Here is a 21,241-nt window from a genome sequence, read left to right as displayed (position 1 = left end):
CCTGACGGGCCGCAGCCGCTTCATTCTGAGGCAAGGCTCACAGCACTACGCTGGTCACGCCAAAGGTTTCCAAAAACATCCAGATAATAAATCCGGCATACAGCCCTAGTAGCACGACGCTTTCCCGCTTTTGCAGCGTTAGGCCAGTGCGCATGAAAGCGAAGAGAACAATGGTGGCAAAGGTCAAAATTGCCATCATCGGCGCGGCTACGGCAAAGTTAATCGGGGAAGCCCCCGCAATCAGCACTCCCACCGGAATTGCCACCAGCAGGTCAAAGATATTGCTGCCCAGCACGTTAGCCAGGCTAATAGTGCCTTGGCCCTTCTTGGCGGCGCGAATACTCACCAGCATATCTGGCAGGCTAGTGCCAGCGGCAATCACCGTTAGTCCCCACAAAAATGTGGGCGTATTAAACAGATCGCCAAAGCCGATGGCCGATCGCACCAAGCCCTCAACGCTAACTACAATCAGCACCAAACTCAGCAGCAACCGGAGCCATTGCCTGCCTACGTTGATTTCTCGCCGCGACAGGTTTGCGCCGCTGTTGCCGAGTTCTGCCTGATATTCTGCCGTATCCTGCTGCTGCAGAAAAATGTATAGACCGTACATGGCTAGCGGCATCAGGGCGATCGCCCGCGTCATTAAACCCTCCCATTCCGTGCCGGGTACTGGATTGTAGATCAGCGAAAAGGTAAAGGCCAGCAGCAGCACCGTCACGCTGGTGATGTAAAACTGAGCGTCTTTGTAAACCAAGATGCGATCGGCGGCGAGGCGTCCGCCTAGCAGCCCGGAGATCCCTGGAATCACCAAAATGTTGAAAATTGCCGAACCTACGATTCCGGCAATGCCCAACTCAAACTCGCCGTGAATCAGCGTCGCCAGCACCGTACTCGACAGTTCTGGAAAGCTAGACCCCACAGCGGCAATCACTGCGCCCTGTACCACTTCCGGTAGCTGATAATAGAGCGCCAGTTTTTCAGAAGCCTCTTCCAGCAGAGAACTTGATTTCCAAACCACCGTCGTTGAGACAACAGCTAGGACGATGTAAAACACCAATAGGGAAAAGTTCATGCTGAGGCGGGTAACGGGCGATCGCGGTATATTGTTCTCCCACGAATCTACCACCTGCTGACTACAGCGCCCATTTGCAAGTGAGTTTCTGCAGCCAGCGCAGAGACAAGTCCATCAAAAACCCAATCAGTCCCAGCACAATCAGGCAGGCAAAGATTTCGTCAGTTCTAAAAAACTTTTGGGCAATTAGAATACGCTTGCCCAAGCCCACTTCTGCCGCCACCAGTTCCGCCACCACCACCAGGTTCCAGGAAGAGGCCATGTTGATGCGAAACGTATCGATAATATTAGGCAAAACGTAGGGAGTAATTACCTGAAACAGAATTTGTCGCCGCTGTCCGCCCAGGGTGTAGGTGGTTTCAATCAGGTCTTTGGGCACGAACTTAACCGCGTCCATAATCATCAGGGTATTGAAGAAAACGGTGCCAATAAAAATCAGCGCAATTTTGGGTTCTTCGCCCAGTCCTAAATAGATAATGAGCAGCGGAATAAAGGCCGGGGCGGGCATATAGCGCACAATGCCAATAATCGGCTCGAACAGCGCTCGAATACTGGCAAAGGCGCCCATTGAGATGCCCAGGGGAATCGAAACCAGTCCGGCCAAAACAAACCCGGCCAGGACACGGCCAAAACTCGCCAGGATATCCCCTAGCAGATAGCCTTGAACCCATAGCTCCACCAGAGCCTGTACTACCATTACTGGGGAAGGTAAGAACTTAGGGTTAACTAACCCAGAACTAGAAAGACCCCACCAAAGGCCAAAAGGAAGGGCCACTGAGAGTACTAGCAGCCCTGCGCTCAGCGATCGCGGTACATCTTCCCCCAAACGCCAAAATACGGTAGGTTTCAGGCTGCTAGCGGCGGGCGTTGCCGGTTCAAACGAATTGGCTGCCGGATTGGCCATAGTTTTGGGCTGAGACATTCAAGAAAGCTTTCCCATCTTGCCAAAGTTAGAAAGAGGGGAAATGCATCAGAGGCTACTAGGAGCCATGAGAAGCTATGAGGATTCAGCGTAAGCCTGAACAAACTGGTCATCCAAAATGGCTTCTAAATTCGGCACTTCGGGAATGAAGCCAACGCTCACCATGAAGTCAGCCATTTGCTGAGCCGCATAGGGCATATATTTCATCTCTTCCCCGCTGCTGAAGGCTTCTAGGTTTTCGTCCAGCGTGAAGAAGCGAGTCCCTTCTAGGTAAAGATCAAATTCTTCAGGGCTGACGCTGGCCCGCTTAGCCATGATGGCGTTGGCGGCTTCTGGATTCTCTGTCATAAAGGCGCGAATATCAAACCAGGTTTTGACCAGTGCCTGCACCGCTTCCGGGCGCTCATCCACCATTGTCTGCGTCACTACCAGTAGGTCGGGAATGGCTCCTGGGAACTGCTCCGAGCTGAGCAGTTCCTTACTACCTTCACGCTCCAGCGCCGTGGCCCAAAACGGTACCCATCCTGCGAATGCATCAGTCTGCCCTGCGGCAAAGGCTGTGGCTGCCGCACCCGTTTCTAAGTTCTGAATCGTGACATCATCACGGGACAGGCCGGCGTCTTCTAGCGCTAGCGATAGCAGAAAGTCGCCTACGACCCCTTCTTCTAAAGCAATTTCTTTACCCACTAGATCGGGCACAGCGTTGATCTCTTCGGCAACGATCACTTTGTCATTGCCCGCTGAGTTATCGTTGACCAGCACTGCCACTTCCCCATTCACAGCGCTGTCAGCAAAGGAAATGGTGTCATTGAGGGTTTGACAGTTAGCATCGAGCTGTCCGGAAGCCAGAGCTTCCATAGATTCTAAATAGCCATCGAACCAAATTAGCTCAACGTTCAGGCCGTTGGCCTCAAAGAGTCCCTCTTCCTCTGCGATCGCCCAAGGCCACCATCCGGCCCAACTGCTGTAGCCCATCTGGATTGGTTCCTCGCTGACCTGCTCGGTCACAGGCTCAGCCGTTTCCTCAGAGGTTGTCTCTGGCTGCGTCTGTTGATTGCAGCCCACTGTGATCAACAAGCTACAAACAAAAGCGAGAAAGAGCGGAACTAATTGTCTGCGATGCATATTCACCTCCCAGTATTGCTATTCCTTGTCCTTTCAGAAACCTATCTGGAGCTGTGCCGTGAGCGTAGTCGAACGGCAAAGCTTGTCGCCTAAACTCCACTTCTCAGGGGCGATCGCCCCGCTACGAAAGCCTGCACCCAGGCCAGCCAGTCTGTTAGCCCAGCGCCTGATTTAGCTGAAACCGGAATTACCGTCACCTGCGGATTGACCTGCCTGACATTGGCCTCAATTTGCTCTAGATCAACGTCTAGGTAAGGGGCTAAATCGGTTTTAGTGATTAGCAGACAGTCAGCTTCGCGGAACATAATGGGATATTTTAGGGGCTTATCCTCTCCTTCAGTGATGCTGAGCAAGGCTACTTTGGCATGTTCGCCCACTTCAAACTCAGCCGGACATACCAAATTGCCCACATTCTCTACGATTACCAGGTCAAAGTCAGCAGGATTATACTCCTGACTGAGCTGGTGCAGTCCGCCCGCTACCATCTTGGCGTCTAGGTGACAGGCTCTCCCGGTATTGATGGCAATCACGGGCACGTCAAACTGACGCAGGCGATCGGCGTCAAGTTCAGTGGTCATGTCCCCTTCGATGACGGCTAGGGCCAACTGCTGGCTGAGGGCAGCGACGGTGCGCTCTAGCAGGGCCGTTTTTCCGGCACCGGGGCTGCTCATCAGGTTGAGGCAGGTGATACCCCACTGGTCAAAATGTGTCCGGTTGTGTTCGGCATCGGTCTGGTTAGCGTGGAGCAGGTTGATGCCTAGGGCAGCGTCAAAGGTTTGGTGCATGGAGAACTTTAGCGGCGGGTGGTCTGTGAGGCTGGCTTTAGAGGTCGTTGTATCAGGTGAGCGATCGCTCCGAACCTCTCTAGTTTGCTCAGCGTCAGGATAAGTCAGCTATTGAAAGTGGCCTCAACATACTCTAATCCTTGTAAAAACCGCAATAGGTAAACGATCGCTGTAGGGATAGATTAGTTGAATCAGCCTTGCCAGTTACTGTCTTATTTGGGTAAAGCCGCAGCCTAACAGACAATTATTCTCAACTACTGGCTTCTGGCACTTCTTGCTACGTCAAAAAAGGATTTCTACCACTACACCCGATTCAGTACAGCGACTTTAGGATCGACAATCTTTTGGCCGTGTCCGGGAAATTTGATCGCCAGGCAAATCTTATTGCCTGCGCCAAAAATATGCGTCACCTGACCGGGGCCAAAAGCCTGGTGAATGACCTTGTCACCCACCGTCCAGTCATCTGCGTGGGTGCCGGGGCGATCGCTAGCAGCGGCCTCTGCCTTGGCCGATCGCATAGTTTTAGCCCAGCGAGTCGGAATGGCGGCAGCTACGTTGGTGTCAATATAGTCGCGGGGCAGTTCTCCTAAGAATAAAGAAGGACTGGCGGGTTCGCGGCTGCCGTATAGGCGGCGCATGCGGGCGTGGGAGATAAACAGGCGTTCCTGAGCGCGGGTGATGCCTACATAGCAGAGGCGACGTTCTTCTTCAGTCGCGGCGGGATCTTCCAGAGAGCGGAAATTAGGGAATAAGCCCTGCTCTAGACCCACGAGAAAAACCACCGGAAATTCTAATCCCTTAGAAGAGTGCAGCGTCATCAGCGAGACTTTTTGCTGCTGCTGTTCGTCTAAATTGTCGAGGTCTGAGGCGAGAGAGGCACTAGCCAGAAATTCTTGCAGCGACTTATCTTCGCTTTCTTCTTGAAACTGTAGAACAGCGTTGTAAAGCTCTTGCACGTTTTGAACGCGATCGAAATCTTCGTCGGTTCCTTTGGCCTTGAGTTCACGGATATAGCCCACATCCTCGATAATCCCCTGCACCACTGTAGAGGCATCTGCCGACTCTAGCTGCGCCTGCCAGGTTTTGATCACTTCGACAAAGCCGAGCACTGCCTTAGCCGATCGCCCTGCCAGCGTTTTAACTGAGGTTTCATCTTTGAGGATTTCCCAGAGTGGTACCCCCAGGGTCTGGGCGCCCTGCTCCAGCTTCTCCAAGGTTGATTTGCCCACTCCTCGGCGAGGCACGTTGATGATGCGCTTGAGGCTAACGGTATCGGCGGGATTAACAACGGTACGCAGATAAGCAAGGACATCCTTAATCTCACGGCGATCGTAAAACCGCAGACCGCCGACAACCTGATAGGGAATGCTATAAAACGTTAGCCGTTCTTCAAAAGTACGCGACTGGGCATTGGTGCGATAGAGAATGGCAAAGTCGCCCCAGTTGAGTTTGGGATGGGCATTCTCTAAGCTACGAATTTGACCAACGACAAAATCGGCTTCGGCCTGCTCGTCTTCGGCTCGGTGACAGAGAATGGTTTCCCCCTCACCCCGCGTGGGTCGCAGCACCTTGTCAATCCGCTCGGTGTTGTTTTCAATTAGGTAATTGGCGACATGAAGAATATTTTCGGTGGAGCGATAGTTTTCCTCTAGCTTCACCATTGAGCGCGTATCGTCATCGGCCAGACCGTCGCCAAAGTCGTCCTGAAAATTCATCAGGATGGTGAAGTCGGCACTGCGGAAGGAATAAATTGACTGGTCGGCATCGCCTACGACAAAAATGGAGCGGTGGTTCCAGTCATTGAAGCGATCGACTGGCTCACCGTTAGTGGTGAGTAGGCGAATCAGGTCGTACTGGGTGCGGTTCGTATCCTGGTATTCATCCACTAAAATGTGGCGGAAGCGCTTGTGCCAGTAAGCTAAGACCTGCTCATTTTGGCGAAAGAGCTGAACCGGAATCCAGATTAAATCGTCAAAGTCGAGGGCATTGTTTTCGGCTAGCGATCGCTGATAGTGCCGGTACACCTCCGCAATTACCCGCCCTCGGTAGTTGGGCTGATCTTTTTCAACATCGTCGGGGGAAAGCCCCTGGTTCTTGGCATTGCTAATGGCGTAGCGTACCGATCGCGGATTGAACTTTTTGTCGTCCAGATTCATCTGGGCGATGACGATGTTTTTAACTAGGCTTTGAGCATCTGATTCATCGAAAATTGAGAAGTTCTTCTGCCACTGGTGCCCTTGAGGAGTCTGATACTTTTCAATGTCGAAGCGCAAAATACGACAGCAAAGCGCATGAAATGTGCCAATCCAGAGATGCTTAGTGATGTTTTTGTATGCCTGCGATCGCAGCTTGGTTTGATCATAAGCAGGCAAAGTCTCTAGCGGCTTGCCATGTTTTTCCTGGGCCATCTGCTCGGCAAACAGCTTCTCAATCCGCTCCTTCATTTCTTTGGCAGCTTTGTTAGTAAAGGTCACCGCCAAGATATTTTCCGGGTCTACTCGGTGGGTCAGCACCAGATTGGCAATGCGGAACGTTAGCGCTCGCGTCTTGCCCGATCCGGCCCCAGCGACGACCAGCAGCGGCCCGCAGTAGTGTTCCACCGCGCGGCGCTGAGAAACATTGAGCTGATTGAGAAAGTCTGTGGTTGCAGGCATAGCAGCCGTAATAAAGCGGTCTTTAGAGTATCACGTCAGGGCTGGCTGATGGACAGAGCGGGGACAGCCACAAAGACGCAGAGACACGGTAGAGCGGGCATTACCCGCCGAGCCATCCCTCAACGCCAATCTCAAAAGCCCCAATTTTAGCTGTGTCATGCCAGTAGAGCGAGCATTGCCCGCCAGCCATCCCAGTCCAGCACCTTTTCTAGTCTAATGGCTTGGCCCCAGAGAAAACTGTGCGGATTTACGCCCGCAACTGGGCGATCGCTACAGTCATCTACTCCAGCTAAACAAACCCAGAATGGCCGCAGATTTAAAGCTCCAGCGCTGCAAGTCTACCTTCAATCGGCTCATATTCATCTTCCAGAAGCCAGTTCTGAGCTTCATCATAGCTAGCGCTAGCAAACACAATCTTGTAGTCTTTAGCCGGATCATGAATGCGACAGCTACCTGAAGCACTGCCCAGCAAAAGCAAAATATAAGGAGGTGAAAGCATTGGATCAATCCAAACCTCTGCAAAATTCCAGTTATCCCTGGCTGCTTTAAACACAGGAATTTGTTTTTCACTTAACTTGTTCATCGTCTGTTATTTCTTGAAATGTTCATGTGCTATATGTCATCCGAGTGTACGCCTTTAGTTAAAAGGAGATAATCTACTTCTCGTGTTAAAACATAGAGAATATGCTGTCCCTCTTTGTTTACGTAGCGATTACTGTCTATCAGAGAGATTGGCACGCGATTCTCAGGATCACGTTCACCTATGTCAACCCATCGGTAAATAGCTCTAACTTCATAACATCCCCAACCTGCAGTACTAATTATTTCGCCGATCTGCAAGGGAGTGTTTGTCTCATATTCCCACTCAAATATTTCAGTATCTCTGCTAAACTCCGGATCGGTTCCTAACGTTGATCCCAAGTTCTGGCGGTTTCTAGCAGCAACAGTTTTGGTACAAGTAATCACGTATTTATATTGCTTCATTTGAGTTTGAGGATTGGGCGATAACATTGTTAGACATTCTCAATTAAGATTTTATTTTAAGCTTTATATACATACGATCGCCCAGGCAATTCTTTCAATGCCCTGCTGAATATTGTCATAGGAGTTGGCATAAGACAGCCGCAAATAGCCCTCACCGTATTTGCCAAACGCTGAGCCAGAGAGCACAGCGACCCCTGCCTTTTCTAACAGGTAGCTAGCCAGTGTATTGCTGTCCATTGGTATCTGCTGGACATTGGGAAAGGCGTAAAAGGCCCCTTGTGGGGTGCGGCAGCTAATGCCAGGAATCTGATTTAGCCCCGCCACAATCAAATCGCGTCGGCGCTTAAATTCACTAACCATCTCCTTAACTGAAGCTTGCGAGCCTTGCAGCGCCTGCACTCCGGCTATCTGCGTGAAGGCGGCAGTACAGGAATTAGAGTTAATCATCAGTTGCTCTAGCTTTTGGGCGATCGCCACCGGAGCCACCCCATAGCCCAACCGCCACCCCGTCATGGCGTAAGTTTTGGAAAAGCCGTCGAGCAGGATAGTGCGGGCGGCCATTCCTGGCAGGCTCAGCAGACTGTAGTGAGGCTGATCGTAGAGGATGCGGGAGTAGATTTCGTCGGCCAGCACATAGAAGTCGTGCTTTTGGGCTAGGCGGGCGATCGCCTGCAGGTCCTCTTGAGTCAGTACGCCTCCAGTTGGATTCTGGGGCGAGTTCAAAATCAGCAGCTTGGTGCGCTCGGTAATAGCGGCTTCTAGATCGGCTATCTGAAAGCGAAAATCCACCGCTTCCTGCAGCGGCAGCGGCACCGCCTTGCCGCCAACAAACTCAATCACCGATTCGTAAATGGGAAAGCCGGGATTGGGGTAGATTACTTCATCACCGGCGTCTACCAGGGCCAGCAGCGTAAAGAAAATGACCGGCTTTGCCCCCGGCATCACCACAACCTGATCCGGCGTTACTGTAATCTGGCGGGTTTGGCTAACGTGCTGGGCCACAGCCTCGCGAATCTGCGGCAGTCCGGCAGCGGGGGTATAGCCCGTGTAGCCCTGCTGCATCGCCCGGTAGGCCGCCTCACAGATAGCCGCGTCTGTGGCAAAATCAGGCTGACCGATCTCTAGATGAACAACTGAGCGCCCCTGGGCTTCCAACTGCTTCGCCTTGGCCAGCACTTCAAAGGCCGACTCTGTGCCCAATCGCCCCATCCGAGCTGCAAACGCGATATCCATAGCCAAGCCTCAGCAGAAGATGTTCTTACTGTATCGTTCAGGCTCAGCGCGAGGCTTTAAGAGAGGTTAAGGGTCAGCTATATCAGTTCTATAAATTAGCGCTATCTACCGGTGCCCCACCGCCTGCAGTACCTATCCTGGCAAGAGCAAATTGAGAGGGTCTGAGCTGTAGCTATAGAACCAAGAACTCGGCGTTACCAAGGTGCAAGCAAGTTGAATGCCTGATTAACCGCTTTCAGGAACCGTCACCGACTCGCAGCGGCGGAATGACAGCTTGAGAAGACTTGAGCAGGCGCGGAGAGCGGCGGCGGCGCGGCGGCAGCAGACGCGGTGCGGCTTCTGGCTGACGAGGCAGGGGACGCTGCAGGGCGTAATAAAAATCGAGCAGGGCTAGAGCTAAGCTGAGCAACATGCCGCCTGTGCCCAGTACGAAGAGAAACAAGGCTAGTGGAATCAGCCAGCCTAAGTTCAGCAAAGTTCTCGCCGCCAGGGCAAATGTGCTGCCGACGAAGAGTAACCCTACATAATGCATGATTAGATGGCTGCTGCTGGCAAGGCGATATTGTCGCTGGAGTCGCTGGCGCTGCCCTCTCAGTGGGCTGGGGCTGCCTCCTAGCTGCGATCGCGACCAAGACTGCTGCTGCAAATTCTGCAACTGCTGCAGAACCGTGTTGTATCGTAGTCTTAGCCCGCTGAGCAGACCGATGCAGACTACGAGCATCAAAACTGAATTCAAAATGAGCTGAATGAGCTGGCTAGTTTGCGCAATTGTCATAGCTGATCCAGGTGAGTGACCGAGCAAGGCTGCAACAGTAACAAAGCGGGCAAGATAGCGATTGTCATTCTGGTATTGCTGTAGCCCTGCTAGCGCCATCGCTTTCAATACAAATGTACTAAATTGTAGGCAATTGCTCAACCTGATAGCGAACAGTGGCTGCCTGGGAGAGTAACCCTGATTTTTGGGGATTATTTCTGAGGGTGACAAATTAGCTCTCCCCAGCCTGCGGAAATTTCTGACCAAGATAAATTTCTGCAGTAAACTTAACGCCTTAAGATCGGCTTTTACTGTTCTGCTGGACTGTCAGAATAGCCATCATGGAGAAACGGCGATCGCAGCTTTTCATAATTAATGACGCAAAACCGTCTTTTAGCTGATTTGGTTCTACTGCCTCAGCAAGTAGAAGCTAGCAGCGCTTTGAAGATTGATTCAGTGCTCTCAGACCTACCGCTGTTTGAGCTGCAGGTAGACGCGGCCTGCCTTGGGCTGTCCTTGGCCCAGTGTTTTGAGCGCTATCCGAGCCTGCCGGGCGCTGTGCTGATGGAGCAAGACCAACTGCTGGGTCTGATTGCGCGTCAAACCTTTCTGGAATATTTGCTGCGACCTCAAGGGCTGGAACTTTTTCTGCAGCAGCCTCTGCGGGTATTGCAGAGCTATGCGCGATCGCCCGCCCTAGTCTTGCCAGCTACCACCCCCATTATTACCGCCGCTCAGAAAGCTCTGCGGCGATCGCCAGAGCTACAGCAGCATCCGCTAGTCGTACAGTGCGACCAGACCTATCGCCTCCTCAGCGCCCCCGACTTGATGGTGGCTTACTGGCAGATTCGCGGCATTGAAACCCAGGTGCGCTACGAGCGGGCTCAGGCGCAGCGACTCCAGAACGAGAAAATGGCCGCTTTGGGACGCTTAGTGGATGGTGTGGCCCACGAGCTGTCTGATCCGATCGGATTTATCTGGGGCAACCTGGCACATTTAGAAGAGTACGGCCAGCAGCTTCTCGAACTCGTTGCCGCTTATGAGGCTAGCTGTCCGCAGCCGTCTGCAGCCGTTGATCAGCTCAAAGCCGATATTGACCTTGACTATCTCCAGAGCGATCTGCCTAAAACGCTGATGAGCATTCGCAGTGGCGCCAGTCGCATCAAGCAGCTAGCGGCCAGCCTGCAGAATTTTTGTCACATTGATGAGGTCTACCCCAAGCCTGCTAGCCTGCACGATTTACTCGACAGCGTTTTGCTGTTGCTCACCAGCCAATTGCAGACCCCTATCCAGGTAGTGCGCCAGTACGGACGCTTGCCGCCGGTAAGCTGCTTTGCCGGCCAGCTCAGCCAGGTGTTCATGAACCTGTTGTCGAAGACTGTCGATACGCTGCTAGAGCAGACCATCCGCTGCACCCTAGCAGCGGAATTTAATCGGGCTGAGTCCACTCAGGCTGAATACGTGCCGACGCTGACGCTAAAAACCGAAATCAAAACATTCCCCGATCAGCCAAGCCCAAGGGAGGGCGATCGCCGCTGGATCGTTTTACAAATTAGCGACAATGGCCCCGGTTTAGCCCCTGAAATTGAGCAAAAGGTACAGCAGCGGTTTGCAGAAGAACAGCGCCTAATGAAGGAAACCAGTCTAGCCATGAGCTATCACATTGTGACCAGCAAACACGGGGGCAAATTTTATGTGCGATCGCGTACTTTTGCTCAGGCTAAGCCTCCGGCTGACACAGGCAGTCAGTTTGAAATTTGGCTACCGCTGGCCTGATCGGGAGCAGTGGCCGGGGCTGTCGGCGCGATCGCCCGTAAAAGCAGATAGTTCAGCGCTGTCCTGACCGCAATGATGGCTGCGAGGCGAGCAATGTCATCCCAGCGGCTAGAAATCATCGTTTTGAGAATAGTCGCCCCAATCAGAAAGCTTAGCCCTAGCGAGAAGGAATATCCCATGACCAAACGGCTGCGCTGGAAAGCATCTGCCGTCTGCGGCTTCAGCAAGGTATCCTTCAGAAAAATTACCAAGGCTCTGACAATGCCAATGCCGATGACAAACAGTGCCAAAAGCTGGCAGAGGCTAGTCAAGATGACGTTAAGCCCCTGCACCAGAGCGGAAATTTCTGTCCCGATTCCTGCAAGCGACATGGCGCTGATTGTTCAGCCCAGCAGCCGTAAAAGCCCTGGCCTGCTAAAAACGTTGATAAATCTACAGTAGCGAGTCCGAACCCTGAGTGACAGCAGCAGGCTGAGCGCATTCAATCCGATCGATTTTCAGTTCCCGGCCAGAGCGAATGTCTTCCATTGGGGACTGGCAAGTGGGGCAGGCATACTGGAGGCCAATCTGCGGCGCGTATTCCTGCTGGCAGGTCTGGCAAAAAGCGATCAGAGGGATATCCTGAATTATCAGCTCTGCCGCCGCTAGAAAGGTGTTCTGGATCTGTAACTGAAAGGCATACTGCAGGCTAGCAGGCTCCACGCAGGTAAACTGACCCACCGTCAGATGAATTTTTTCAATCTGAGGTGCCTCTGGCTGTGAAGCCCACCAGTCCCGTACCGTCAGAATCAGCGCCTTAGTCATATCTACTTCGTGCATGGCCTACGTCCACCGCTGATCGACGTTCATGTTAGCTTCAGCGTGAATATAGGCAGGCTTTTCGGAACGCGGAAGCTGCCCCGAAATGACTAAGTGCGCCATCGTATCGCAGATGACACGGGTAGCCATCAGCGCCGTCATGTCGCTGACATCATAGGGCGGTGAAACCTCCACCACTTCCAGGCCGCAGACCGGAGCGTTTTGCACAATTTTTTTAAGCAGGTGTAGAGCTTCGCGGGGTAGGAGTCCTCCCGGTTCCGGCCAGCCCGTACCGGGGACAAACCCGGCGTCAATACAGTCAATATCGAAGCTAATCCAAACGCAGTCAGTCCCGTCAAGCGCTTTTTCAAGGGCAAAATCAGCCGCCGCATCTAGGCCCATTTCGGTAATGTCGGTCACGGTCAAAATGTTGGTGGCCCGTTCCCGGCAGACCTTCACGCCCTGACGGGGTACCTGCCAGCCACCGATGCCAAGCTGTACCAGGTTTTTAGCCGGGGCATTGGCCATATTGGTGGCGTGGAACCAGGGGCAGGTGTGCATTCGCTCGTCGAGGTCGGTTTCTTGAGTATCGACGTGGCGATCGAAGTGAATAATGCCGACTTTTTTATCCCCCAGATGCCGACAAATGCCGCGTACGGTGGGAAAACCAATGGAATGGTCGCCGCCCAAAACAATGGGGAAAGCTCCAGAACTAAAAATATGGGCAATACCCTTAGAGATTTGGTCAAAGGATTTTTCGTTGTTGGCCGGAATGGTGAAAATATCGCCCACATCACAGAGGGTAATTTGCTCCCGCAGATCTACCCCCAGCTCAAAGTTATAGGGCGTGTAGAGGGCAGAAATACGGCGAATTCCCTGGGGACCAAAGCGGGTGCCGGGGCGATACGTGGTGCCAGAGTCATGGGGCACGCCCACGATCGCCACGTCATAGTTGCCCACTTTACGCACGTCTTCAATGTAGGGCGCTTTCAGAAAGGTATTGATGCCCGCGAAATGGGGCAGTTCTCCCCGTGAGAAAGTAGAAATGGAGCGATCGCGGATGCTAGCAGCCGCTTCTAGACCAAATTCTAAACCTTGAGATACTTCTTGCTGCCAGCCTGTTAGGGGGAGCTGGGCTTCTTTCTCTAGGGCTTGATTGGCTTCTGTCGTCGCCGGATCGTTATGAGCGGCAGGGGTCTGAGATTCTTCAGTCATTACAGGCTTAGGCAATGAGTTGCGTTAGTCATCCAATAGTAAGCGAAGACCTGTCATCTCAAAACCTACCCTGACAAACCACAGGCTCAAATCTGCGACGTTGCCCTAGCCGCTGACTTCTAGCCCAATACCGCCTCTACTCTGGTGACTGCCAAAAACGCGGCCCCGCTGGATTTATCCTGACTCAGCCGTCTCTACAGCGCGATCGCTGTCTACTGAGTGCCCAATTCACTTGATCAATTCTGTATTCCTGACGATATGACAAATTGAATAAATGACTTAGTATCGCCTAGAAAATACTGCTGATTGAGATTTCTTGCCACAGCTCTATCAAACAGTTGTCCGGCGCAACAAAAAGAGATGATGAAGCAGGCTATTTTTGAGTCTCCGAAAAAACAGCCGTTTTCTATCAGTCGTTTAGTATTGTGTTACACAATGCAAAGGGGATAAAGAAACGTTACATACCCAAGGTGAAGCTTCAAAGCCCTGCTGAGAAAGCAGTTCAGGTCTTTGAAGAAGTAGTCAGACTTTCCGAAATTGCTATAGTGTAGTCAAATTGGGTCATTGTTCCTGAACTAAGAAAAATAATAAAAGTTTTACATATGACAGCCTCACTAAATTCTCATTCTGATTTGTCTACAACCCAGCCTCGGAGTGATGAGATTTCCCAGCCGTCGGGTACTCATGCTGACAATAATGATGAGTCAATACAAACGGCTGCAATTGATTGGAACAGTGATGACGAAGTGGTCGTTCACTTCTCTGACGAGCAGGAAAACTCATCACCCGCTTATAACAAGTCCCTAGCAGACGACGCTGTAGGCGCTTTTTTCAAAGAGATGGCTCGTTACCCATTACTGCGAGCTGACGAAGAAATTGAGCTGGCGCGGCAGGTTCACTTTTCCAGTCAAGCGGAAGAATGTTATGAGTCGCTGACAGAAGAGTTAGGGCGATCGCCGACTCAGGCTGAACTCGCTGAAGCTTTGGGCGTGAGCGAAACTCAGCTCAAGCAGCGACTGCATCATGGCAAAACCGCTAAGCGACGCATGATTCGCTCCAATCTGCGATTGGTTGTTTCAATCGCTAAGCGCTACCTCAACCGAGGGGTGCCTTTCCTAGATCTGATTCAGGAAGGCGCGTTGGGGTTAAACCGGGCCGCAGAGAAGTTTGATCCCGACAAGGGATACAAGTTTTCCACCTATGCCTACTGGTGGATTCGTCAGGGCATTACCCGCACCATTGCTAACGATGCCCGTACGATTCGCTTGCCGATTCATATCGTTGAAAAGCTCAACAAGCTGAAGAAAGCCCACCGAGAGCTACGCAAGGAACTACAGCGCAATCCTTCGGAGGCCGAACTGGCCGAAGCTCTAGAAATTACCCCTGAGCAGCTCAGAGGGCTGCAGCAGGTACGACGGCGATCGCTTTCACTCAATCATCGCGTGGGCAAAGGTGAAGACACAGAACTGATGGAGCTGCTAGAGGATGGCAACACTCAGTCGCCGGAATCTAAGATCAGTGAGACGATGATGCGCCAAGAGATCTGCAACGTCTTAGCTGAAGTTTTGAGTGAGCGAGAGAAGGACATCATCTCTCTGCGCTATGGCTTAACGACCGGAGAGCCTCACACCCTAGAAGAAGTCGGCGGTATTTTTAACCTATCGCGGGAACGCGTGCGGCAGATCCAAACCAAGGCTATGCGCAAGCTCAGACGCCCTCAGGTCGCTTCCCGGCTGAAAGGCTGGCTGCGCTAGAAATGTAGCCGTCAGGAGCTGTATGTGATAGTTCTGCAGCTAAGTGCTTTAGATAATTTCGCTGTGTCAATCCAGTTCTGAGCCTGTCTGTTTTTTCGGACACTGTGCTGTGCTACAAAATCCTTATGATTGGAGTGCAGTTAGGCGAAGGTGTTTGATGGACTACAAGCAAGAACTGATTACCACCATTCACGATCTTAATTGCGATTTGAGCCGTTTAGAGGGGCACCTGATCCAGCTCAGTCAAACTTCGCCAACCGCCGTTATCATTCCCTCTCTTTACGAAGAGCTAGAGCGTCCGGCCCTAGCCACTATTCGAGATCACCTACAGCAGTGTGCTTTTGTTAACCATATTGTTATTTGTCTCTACGCAGATACCCAGGAAGAATATATCCGGGCCGTTCAGTTCTTTGAGTCTCTGCCGCAGCCAACGCTGATTCTTTGGGAAAATGGCCCCCGCGTCACGGGCCTTTTGTCAGCCCTGCGCGATCGCGGCATTGATATTATTCGCTATCGGGGTAAGGGCCGCGCCGTTTGGCTCGGCTTAGGGATCGCTTCCCTCATGGCGGATGCAATTGCCCTGCACGATGCCGACATTACAACTTACGATCGCTCTTATCCGCTCAAGCTCTTGTTCCCTCTTTTAGAGAAAGAATTTGGTATCGCCTTCAGCAAAGCCTACTATGCCCGCATTGGCAGCAACCCTCGCAGCATTCATGGGCGGGTGACGCGGCTATTCGTCGCTCCTTTAATTACCTCTTTGATGGAGCTGTTTGGCTACCGCGACTATTTGCGCTATCTCAATGCCTACCGCTATCCACTTTCGGGAGAATTTGCCCTCAGCAGCGACCTGGCCTTAAATACGCGCATTCCCGCTAACTGGGGTTTAGAGGTAGGGCTGCTCGCAGAAGTCTATCGCAACGTGGCCCTGAAGCGGATTGCCCAAATTGACCTAGGCGTGTTTGAACATAAGCATCAGTCTCTAGGAGACTCTGCCGATCAGGGGTTACAAAAAATGTGCCGCGATATTTTACAGTCGGTGCTACGAACGCTGACTGAAACCGAACAGGTTGTGATTACGGCTGAGCACGTGCAGGCGCTGCGTGTTAAGTTTCGCCGCGAGGCCCAGAATCTGACCCGGCAGTATTTTGTCGATGCCCGGTTCAATCATCTGCTCTACGATCGCCACCAGGAAGAAATGACCATAGAGTGTTTTGAACAGGTGATTGTTCAGGCTGGAAAGCAGTATTTAGAAGATCCGACCGGGACTCAAATTCCTGACTGGACGCGGGCGATCGCCGTCATGCCTAGCCTCAGGGAGCAGCTTCGAGAAGTGGTTTCAGCCGACATGGCCGAGGCCAGAGCTTCGGCTGGATTCCAGTTTCAGCCCGTTCCCCAACTCCAGTCCCTCACCAGCAGTCCTTAACTAGCTCACCCGGCGGGAATTGCTGCGCAGGGTGACGTTGACGCCTTCCGTAGACTGCTCTAAAACCAATAGCGGTGTCGGCTTAGCCTTTTGATCCCAGTGCATATAGGCAATGCGACCCTGTAGCGTAGGCTGCCAGGTACGGTGGTCGGCCTCTGGACTCAAAAAGGTTTCAATACAGTCAATGATCTGGCTAATAGTCGCAGAAGTTGGCTGAGTCGGAATTTTGGCCAGACGGATTTGAATTCGGAACAGAACTCGCTTTCTGGCTCCTAATTCTTCGCTGGTTTTGTATTCAACGTCAAATATCTCATCTACTTGGCGAGGCTTACTGGCGATCCCGACCATTCCCTGAGAGGCCTGGCGGGGACGCAGGGCCACTGAAACCTTTTGCTTAACTTTAACTTTGAGTTGGTTCAGAACAGAAAAGTGAAACAGCTCTTCCGCCATGCGCATACGCAGATAGTCTAGATTAAACTCGCGTGAGTGAATTAGGTCTGGGTTGCGCTCCATCTTAGTGATGGTGCTGAGCGCCAGCTTCACTTTTTTTTGCATCTCGCGATTTTTGTATTCTTCAAATCGCAGCCGTTTATAAAGTTTGTCGTACTGAATTTTAGAAAAGAGGCCCAGGCCAATAAGTAAGACGAAAAGCCCGCCGGATGTCATCAGCCAAATTTGTCCTGGCTGTGCAAGCGGCGACTGTGGAGCCGGTGTTTGAGCAATCCAGGTCGAATTAGCTGACACAGCAGGAGTTTGCATAAGGCTTCAGTAACTGACGGATATATCTATACCTTCAGCATTCCCGTTTCTACTTCAGGAGAAGACAGAGGAAATTCCGATTTTCAATAGACAAATGTGACAAACTATACGGAGAAACGCACCCGATAGCCACGCATATCTACCTGTACTAAAGCCGGAAACCGCGAGCTGCGGCACAGGCCGCCTGGCCACCAAGGAGACAGCGACCAGTAAATTTGGTTACTTGTCAGCTCTGCGCAGTAAAAAACTACGGTATCACCAATAGCGTGACGCTCACTTACTATACCGGAGGCAAGTAGGGGAGGGTCTGAGGGGTCATACCATCGAACGACGTGAAAAGGATGGCCGATGCGATCGCGGGCCTGCTGAATCAGGTGAGCTAGCTGCACAATGCTCTCAACAGCAGCCTGGTTTTGAGGTAAATGCAGCCCGCCCTGAGTGGCCTCGGCCCAGGTAAAGCTGCCATTAGGAATGATGGTAGCGGCTAGCTGTAGGTTCCCGGTTCCCCAGCGCTCAGGCCGTGGTGGCGGAAAGGCCGCTGGCGGCAACGGGGCGGCTGTAGCGCGACTGGCCGCTTCTAGCTGTCTGAGATCATCAAAAACAGACTGGACGGTGCTATTGCGGTTGTCCAAACTGCGCCATTGCTGCACTAGCTGCAGCAGTGCTTCGCGCTGGTGGGCCTGGGCCTGGTAGTGCTGCGGCACTTGTTGCATAAACTGTCGCAGGCCCTGATCGACTTGGACTGCTGCCTGAGTCAGCGCCTCAGTATCTTCGGCATTGAGCTTGAGATAGTCAGCACTCACCCCTAGCTTGGCTAAAGCGGCTGTACGAGAGTCGAGCTGGTGCCAGAGCCGAAAAGTTTCCGTCAGCGCTAAGCGGTAGGCTCCCTGACCGTGATAGCGATGTGGGACCTGTTGGGCAAAGGCGATCAAGGCGGGATCAAGGAGGGGAAGGGCAGCGGTTTCTGGCGCTGCTAGTAGCTGATTGATTGTCTCGGTTCTAGAGTTGAGTTGATACCAGAGCTGTACCAGCCTCAGCAGGGCTTCGCGCTGATGGGGATAGCCGCTATAGAGGGTAGGTACCTGCTGTCCAAACTGCATCAGGGCCGTATCTAGGCTCAAAACATCGGGTATGCCGCCCTGAACAGGGACGTTGAGAGTCGCGATCGCCGCTTCAAGGTTATTCAGTTTGCGCCAGATCCGCACCATTTCCAATAAAGCCTGCCGCTCAAAGCGCAGTCGATGATAGCGGGTCGGCAAAGTTGAAACAAAGCGCAGCAGGGCCTGTTCAAGCTGGCTGAGGGAAATATCGACACTGAGCTGCTCTAGTGCCTGGGCGGCCTGAGTTTTGTAAGCCGTCAAGAGTGCTTCTGGCTCAGTAGCTTCCAAACGGGCGGCTAGGGGATCGCTCTGCGCAGGGACATAGCCCTCTGCGACGGCTTGCACAAAGCGATCGCTGTAGTTCCCTTGCAGAATATTCCACAAGTCACGGCTACCCCATCCTTGGGCTGTTAAGCTATCGGTGAGGCTGCGGATCGTATTGGCTGCATAGCGCACCTGCTGCTCAAAAGTATTGACCTGATCAATTGCTATCCGGTTAGCGGGGGCAATGCCTAAGCCCGTTTCGCCCTCGGCTAGCTGTGGACTCTGGTGAGTTTGATATAGCGCCTGCAGGATGGGGGCATGGATACCTGCCCGCGCCGCTTCGACCTGATAGTAATTGTGGCGCTGTGGATCTGCAAACTGTGCCATAGCTGAGCCAACACATTCCCACGAGACAAACACCAAGATTATGACGTTAATCTCGCCCTCGCAGGCACTAGACTCCGATTCTTTTGCAAATCTTTTGCCGGGACTGAAGCTAATTGCCACCGATCTCGATGGCACGTTGACGCAGCAGGAGCAGTTTTCGCCCCTGTTGTTAGAAACGCTGCTACAGCTACAGGCTGCGGGTCTATTCGTTCTAATTGTGACAGGGCGATCGGCGGGCTGGGTGAGCGCTCTAGCGCATTATTTGCCGGTAGCGGGGGCGATCGCTGAAAATGGCGGCCTCTTTTTTACCAAAACGCAGGCTGAACCGAACGTTCTCGTCGAAGTTGCTGACTGGGACAGCCACCGCCAGACCCTAGCCCAGCTGTTTACGCAGCTACGGGCAGAACTGCCGCAGATTCGGGAGTCAGCCGATAACCGTTTTCGGCTGACCGACTGGACGTTTGATGTCGCGGGCCTGTCTGTGTCAGAGCTGGACTGGCTGCGACAAACCTGTGAGGCCGCAGGCTGGGGTTTTACCTACAGTACGGTGCAGTGTCATATTCGCCCGCTGCAGCAGGATAAGGCTCCGGCTTTGCGTAAGGTGCTGCAAACCCACTTTCCCGCGATTCCACCTGAAGCCGTGCTGACGGTGGGTGACAGTCCCAATGATGAAAGTCTATTTGACTCTTCGCTGTTTCCCAACGCTGTGGGCGTGGCAAACCTGGCCGACTACCGCGATCGCCTGCAGCACTTGCCTACCTACATGACCCAGGCGGCAGAAATCGCTGGCTTTAATGAACTGGCGGCCAGAATTCTAGCTGCTCGCCAGCATCGTTCCTAAGGACAGAGTTGGGCTGTTCACTGGGACGGCTCGCTGCGCCAGCAGTAATTTTAGGTTCCAGCCCAGATCAGCCGGAAGCGATCGCCATCAATACTCTCAAACTCTAAGCGATCGCGAAAGCCGCCAACGGAGTCGTTTTTACCAAGACCCGCTGGCCCCACCGCCGGATGAACTGCCGCCGCCAAAGGAGCCGCCGCTGCTAGAAGAGGAAGAACTAGACGAAGAAGAGCTGCTGCTGCGCTCTAGTCGGGGAATGGTCACCGTATAAGAATTGTGATGGCTGCAATTTTGGCAGTCCTCGGTCACAAGCGCCGTGCCGCTGGAGGAGTAGGTGGGGCTGCTGAGGGTGCGGCGGCTGGATGACAGGGTCTTAAAACGACAGTTAGGGCAGGTTTTGTGGTGGGAAAACAGGCTGTTGTAGCGATTGATATCGTGGGTCTGACAGGTAGGACATTGCCAAACGTCATAGTCTACCGATTTGAGATGTTCCTCTATGTTTTGGCCCTGGCTGAGGTATTGGTTATCAGTAGACTCGTCTAATCGCACCATCAAGGTGCCGCAGTCCCGGCAGCGACGATGCCGATGGCGCAAATATTTCCTGAGGCCCAAGAGAGAGGCACCTGTCCCCACGACCCCGCCGACTATCCAGCCCGCTCCCGGTTCAGAACTAGCCGGAACAGATGTCACCGCTGCGCTGGGAGGTGAGCTGTAGGCAGGAGCTGGGGCTGTGCCCTGAGAGAGCGGCTGCGCAGGCGTTGCTGTCTGTGGAGCTGTTGTTGCCTGAGTGAGGCGCTGAATGATGGCCTCCGTCCCCTGCCGAATACCGCCGCTATAGTCATTTTGTTTGAAGCGGGGCACTATCTGCTGGTCAATAATTGCTTTCATGGCTGAATCGAGAGTCGTACCGTAGCCTGATCCCACTTCAATTCTGACCTTGCGATCGCCTACAGCCACTAGAAGCAAAGCGCCATTGTTTTTCTCAGCATCCCCAATACCCCAGGTGTTGAAGAGACTGGTGGCAAAAGACTCAATGCTGAGATCGCCTGTGTTGTAATCCTGAATAGATTGAATAGTAACCACGGTGGCCTCAACGCCATGCTGGGCTTCCAGTTCCGCCAACGATTGGCGAACGCTAGCCGTATCTTCGGGGGTTAGCAGTTGAGCATAGTCATTGATGTAGTTATCGCTGGCAGTTGGATAGCTACTTTGAGCCAAGACAAGCTGCGGACTCAAGGACAGCAGAACGGTGGCGATCGCCGCTATGGTCGCTACTATCCCCTGTCGCATCCACCGAGTTAAAGCCTGGGGTCTGTTTATCAGCATGGGTGTAGGAGTATCATCTATACCATCGTTTAGATACACCTAGTAATACCCACATTTCAGACAGCGACC

Annotated in this window: 20 protein-coding genes; 4 read left to right on the top strand and 16 right to left on the bottom strand. The window is 52.8% G+C overall.

Features of this window, described 5'->3' with window-relative positions; all coding sequences use genetic code 11:
* Positions 1 to 37: 37 nt before the first annotated feature.
* From QJQ48_RS24340 to QJQ48_RS24300, 9 genes are all read right to left on the bottom strand, one after another.
* Entirely contained in the window at positions 38 to 1,072 is a 1,035-nt protein-coding gene (locus tag QJQ48_RS24340; protein WP_346293855.1) for a sodium:calcium antiporter, read from the bottom strand.
* Positions 1,073 to 1,133: 61 nt separating this feature from the next.
* Positions 1,134 to 1,976 carry an ABC transporter permease gene (locus QJQ48_RS24335; protein WP_346293854.1) on the bottom strand — a complete coding sequence of 281 codons (843 nt, stop codon included), beginning with the start codon at positions 1,974 to 1,976 and terminating at the stop codon, positions 1,134 to 1,136.
* Positions 1,977 to 2,069: 93 nt separating this feature from the next.
* The gene (locus QJQ48_RS24330) at positions 2,070 to 3,119 is read right to left on the bottom strand and encodes an ABC transporter substrate-binding protein (protein WP_346293844.1); all 1,050 of its coding nucleotides are present in this window, start codon (positions 3,117 to 3,119) and stop codon (positions 2,070 to 2,072) included.
* A gap of 89 nt (positions 3,120 to 3,208) precedes the next feature.
* Positions 3,209 to 3,904: a hydrogenase nickel incorporation protein HypB gene (gene hypB / locus QJQ48_RS24325; RefSeq protein WP_346293843.1), complete on the bottom strand. Its 696-nt coding sequence runs from the start codon at positions 3,902 to 3,904 to the stop codon at positions 3,209 to 3,211.
* Between the two features lie 302 nt (positions 3,905 to 4,206).
* Complete coding sequence (pcrA, locus tag QJQ48_RS24320) at positions 4,207 to 6,558, bottom strand: DNA helicase PcrA (protein WP_346293842.1); 2,352 nt, start codon at positions 6,556 to 6,558, stop codon at positions 4,207 to 4,209.
* Between the two features lie 316 nt (positions 6,559 to 6,874).
* A complete protein-coding gene (locus QJQ48_RS24315) occupies positions 6,875 to 7,141 on the bottom strand; it encodes a hypothetical protein (protein ID WP_346293841.1) in 267 nt (88 codons plus the stop codon).
* Positions 7,142 to 7,170: 29 nt separating this feature from the next.
* Positions 7,171 to 7,542, bottom strand: coding sequence for a hypothetical protein (locus QJQ48_RS24310; RefSeq protein WP_346293840.1), 372 nt, complete (start codon positions 7,540 to 7,542; stop codon positions 7,171 to 7,173).
* A gap of 63 nt (positions 7,543 to 7,605) precedes the next feature.
* On the bottom strand, positions 7,606 to 8,775 hold the full coding sequence (locus QJQ48_RS24305) for a pyridoxal phosphate-dependent aminotransferase (protein WP_346293839.1): 1,170 nt from the start codon (positions 8,773 to 8,775) through the stop codon (positions 7,606 to 7,608).
* 235 nt (positions 8,776 to 9,010) lie between these two features.
* Positions 9,011 to 9,550, bottom strand: a complete 540-nt coding sequence (locus QJQ48_RS24300; protein ID WP_346293838.1) for a DUF2721 domain-containing protein — start codon at positions 9,548 to 9,550, stop codon at positions 9,011 to 9,013.
* A 354-nt stretch (positions 9,551 to 9,904) separates the two neighbouring features.
* On the opposite strand from QJQ48_RS24300, the gene QJQ48_RS24295 reads away from it, so the two are divergent.
* Positions 9,905 to 11,305, top strand: coding sequence for a sensor histidine kinase (locus QJQ48_RS24295; protein ID WP_346293837.1), 1,401 nt, complete (start codon positions 9,905 to 9,907; stop codon positions 11,303 to 11,305).
* Here QJQ48_RS24295 and QJQ48_RS24290 read toward each other — a convergent pair.
* The 3 genes from QJQ48_RS24290 to speB all read right to left on the bottom strand — a co-directional run bounded on the left by QJQ48_RS24290 (position 11,275) and on the right by speB (position 13,318).
* Positions 11,275 to 11,676 (bottom strand): DUF1622 domain-containing protein, encoded by a 402-nt coding sequence (locus QJQ48_RS24290; protein ID WP_346293836.1) that lies wholly within the window; start codon positions 11,674 to 11,676, stop codon positions 11,275 to 11,277. The genes QJQ48_RS24295 and QJQ48_RS24290 overlap by 31 nt on opposite strands.
* Positions 11,677 to 11,737: 61 nt before the next feature.
* Positions 11,738 to 12,124 (bottom strand): hydrogenase maturation nickel metallochaperone HypA, encoded by a 387-nt coding sequence (hypA, locus tag QJQ48_RS24285; protein WP_346293835.1) that lies wholly within the window; start codon positions 12,122 to 12,124, stop codon positions 11,738 to 11,740.
* 3 nt (positions 12,125 to 12,127) lie between these two features.
* Positions 12,128 to 13,318 carry an agmatinase gene (gene speB, locus QJQ48_RS24280; protein WP_346293834.1) on the bottom strand — a complete coding sequence of 397 codons (1,191 nt, stop codon included), beginning with the start codon at positions 13,316 to 13,318 and terminating at the stop codon, positions 12,128 to 12,130.
* Positions 13,319 to 13,920: 602 nt separating this feature from the next.
* Here speB and QJQ48_RS24275 point away from each other — a divergent pair.
* Both QJQ48_RS24275 and QJQ48_RS24270 read left to right on the top strand, forming a co-directional pair.
* Complete coding sequence (locus tag QJQ48_RS24275; protein WP_346293833.1) at positions 13,921 to 15,072, top strand: RpoD/SigA family RNA polymerase sigma factor; 1,152 nt, start codon at positions 13,921 to 13,923, stop codon at positions 15,070 to 15,072.
* A 157-nt stretch (positions 15,073 to 15,229) separates the two neighbouring features.
* The gene (locus tag QJQ48_RS24270) at positions 15,230 to 16,498 is read left to right on the top strand and encodes a glycosyltransferase family protein (RefSeq protein ID WP_346293832.1); all 1,269 of its coding nucleotides are present in this window, start codon (positions 15,230 to 15,232) and stop codon (positions 16,496 to 16,498) included.
* On the opposite strand, the gene QJQ48_RS24265 is transcribed toward QJQ48_RS24270, so the two are convergent.
* Both QJQ48_RS24265 and QJQ48_RS24260 read right to left on the bottom strand, forming a co-directional pair.
* Positions 16,499 to 17,257 (bottom strand): hypothetical protein, encoded by a 759-nt coding sequence (locus QJQ48_RS24265; RefSeq protein WP_346293831.1) that lies wholly within the window; start codon positions 17,255 to 17,257, stop codon positions 16,499 to 16,501.
* A gap of 104 nt (positions 17,258 to 17,361) precedes the next feature.
* Positions 17,362 to 19,008 carry a peptidase M15A gene (locus QJQ48_RS24260; RefSeq protein ID WP_346293830.1) on the bottom strand — a complete coding sequence of 549 codons (1,647 nt, stop codon included), beginning with the start codon at positions 19,006 to 19,008 and terminating at the stop codon, positions 17,362 to 17,364.
* Between the two features lie 40 nt (positions 19,009 to 19,048).
* Here QJQ48_RS24260 and QJQ48_RS24255 point away from each other — a divergent pair, with 40 nt between their 5' ends.
* On the top strand, positions 19,049 to 19,849 hold the full coding sequence (locus QJQ48_RS24255; RefSeq protein ID WP_346293829.1) for an HAD-IIB family hydrolase: 801 nt from the start codon (positions 19,049 to 19,051) through the stop codon (positions 19,847 to 19,849).
* Between the two features lie 50 nt (positions 19,850 to 19,899).
* Here the strand turns inward: QJQ48_RS24255 and QJQ48_RS24250 are convergent, their stop codons facing one another.
* Together QJQ48_RS24250 and QJQ48_RS24245 are read right to left on the bottom strand one after the other, a co-directional pair.
* Positions 19,900 to 20,034, bottom strand: a complete 135-nt coding sequence (locus tag QJQ48_RS24250) for a hypothetical protein (protein ID WP_346293828.1) — start codon at positions 20,032 to 20,034, stop codon at positions 19,900 to 19,902.
* Positions 19,988 to 21,172 carry a TPM domain-containing protein gene (locus QJQ48_RS24245; RefSeq protein ID WP_346293827.1) on the bottom strand — a complete coding sequence of 395 codons (1,185 nt, stop codon included), beginning with the start codon at positions 21,170 to 21,172 and terminating at the stop codon, positions 19,988 to 19,990. The genes QJQ48_RS24250 and QJQ48_RS24245 overlap by 47 nt, the downstream gene beginning before the upstream one ends.
* Positions 21,173 to 21,241: the final 69 nt, after the last annotated feature.

The organism is Sphaerothrix gracilis Ecp01 (assembly GCF_030405905.1).
Lineage (GTDB): Bacteria > Cyanobacteriota > Cyanobacteriia > Phormidesmidales > Phormidesmidaceae > Sphaerothrix > Sphaerothrix gracilis.
This window is presented reverse-complemented; position numbering and strand designations above follow the sequence as displayed.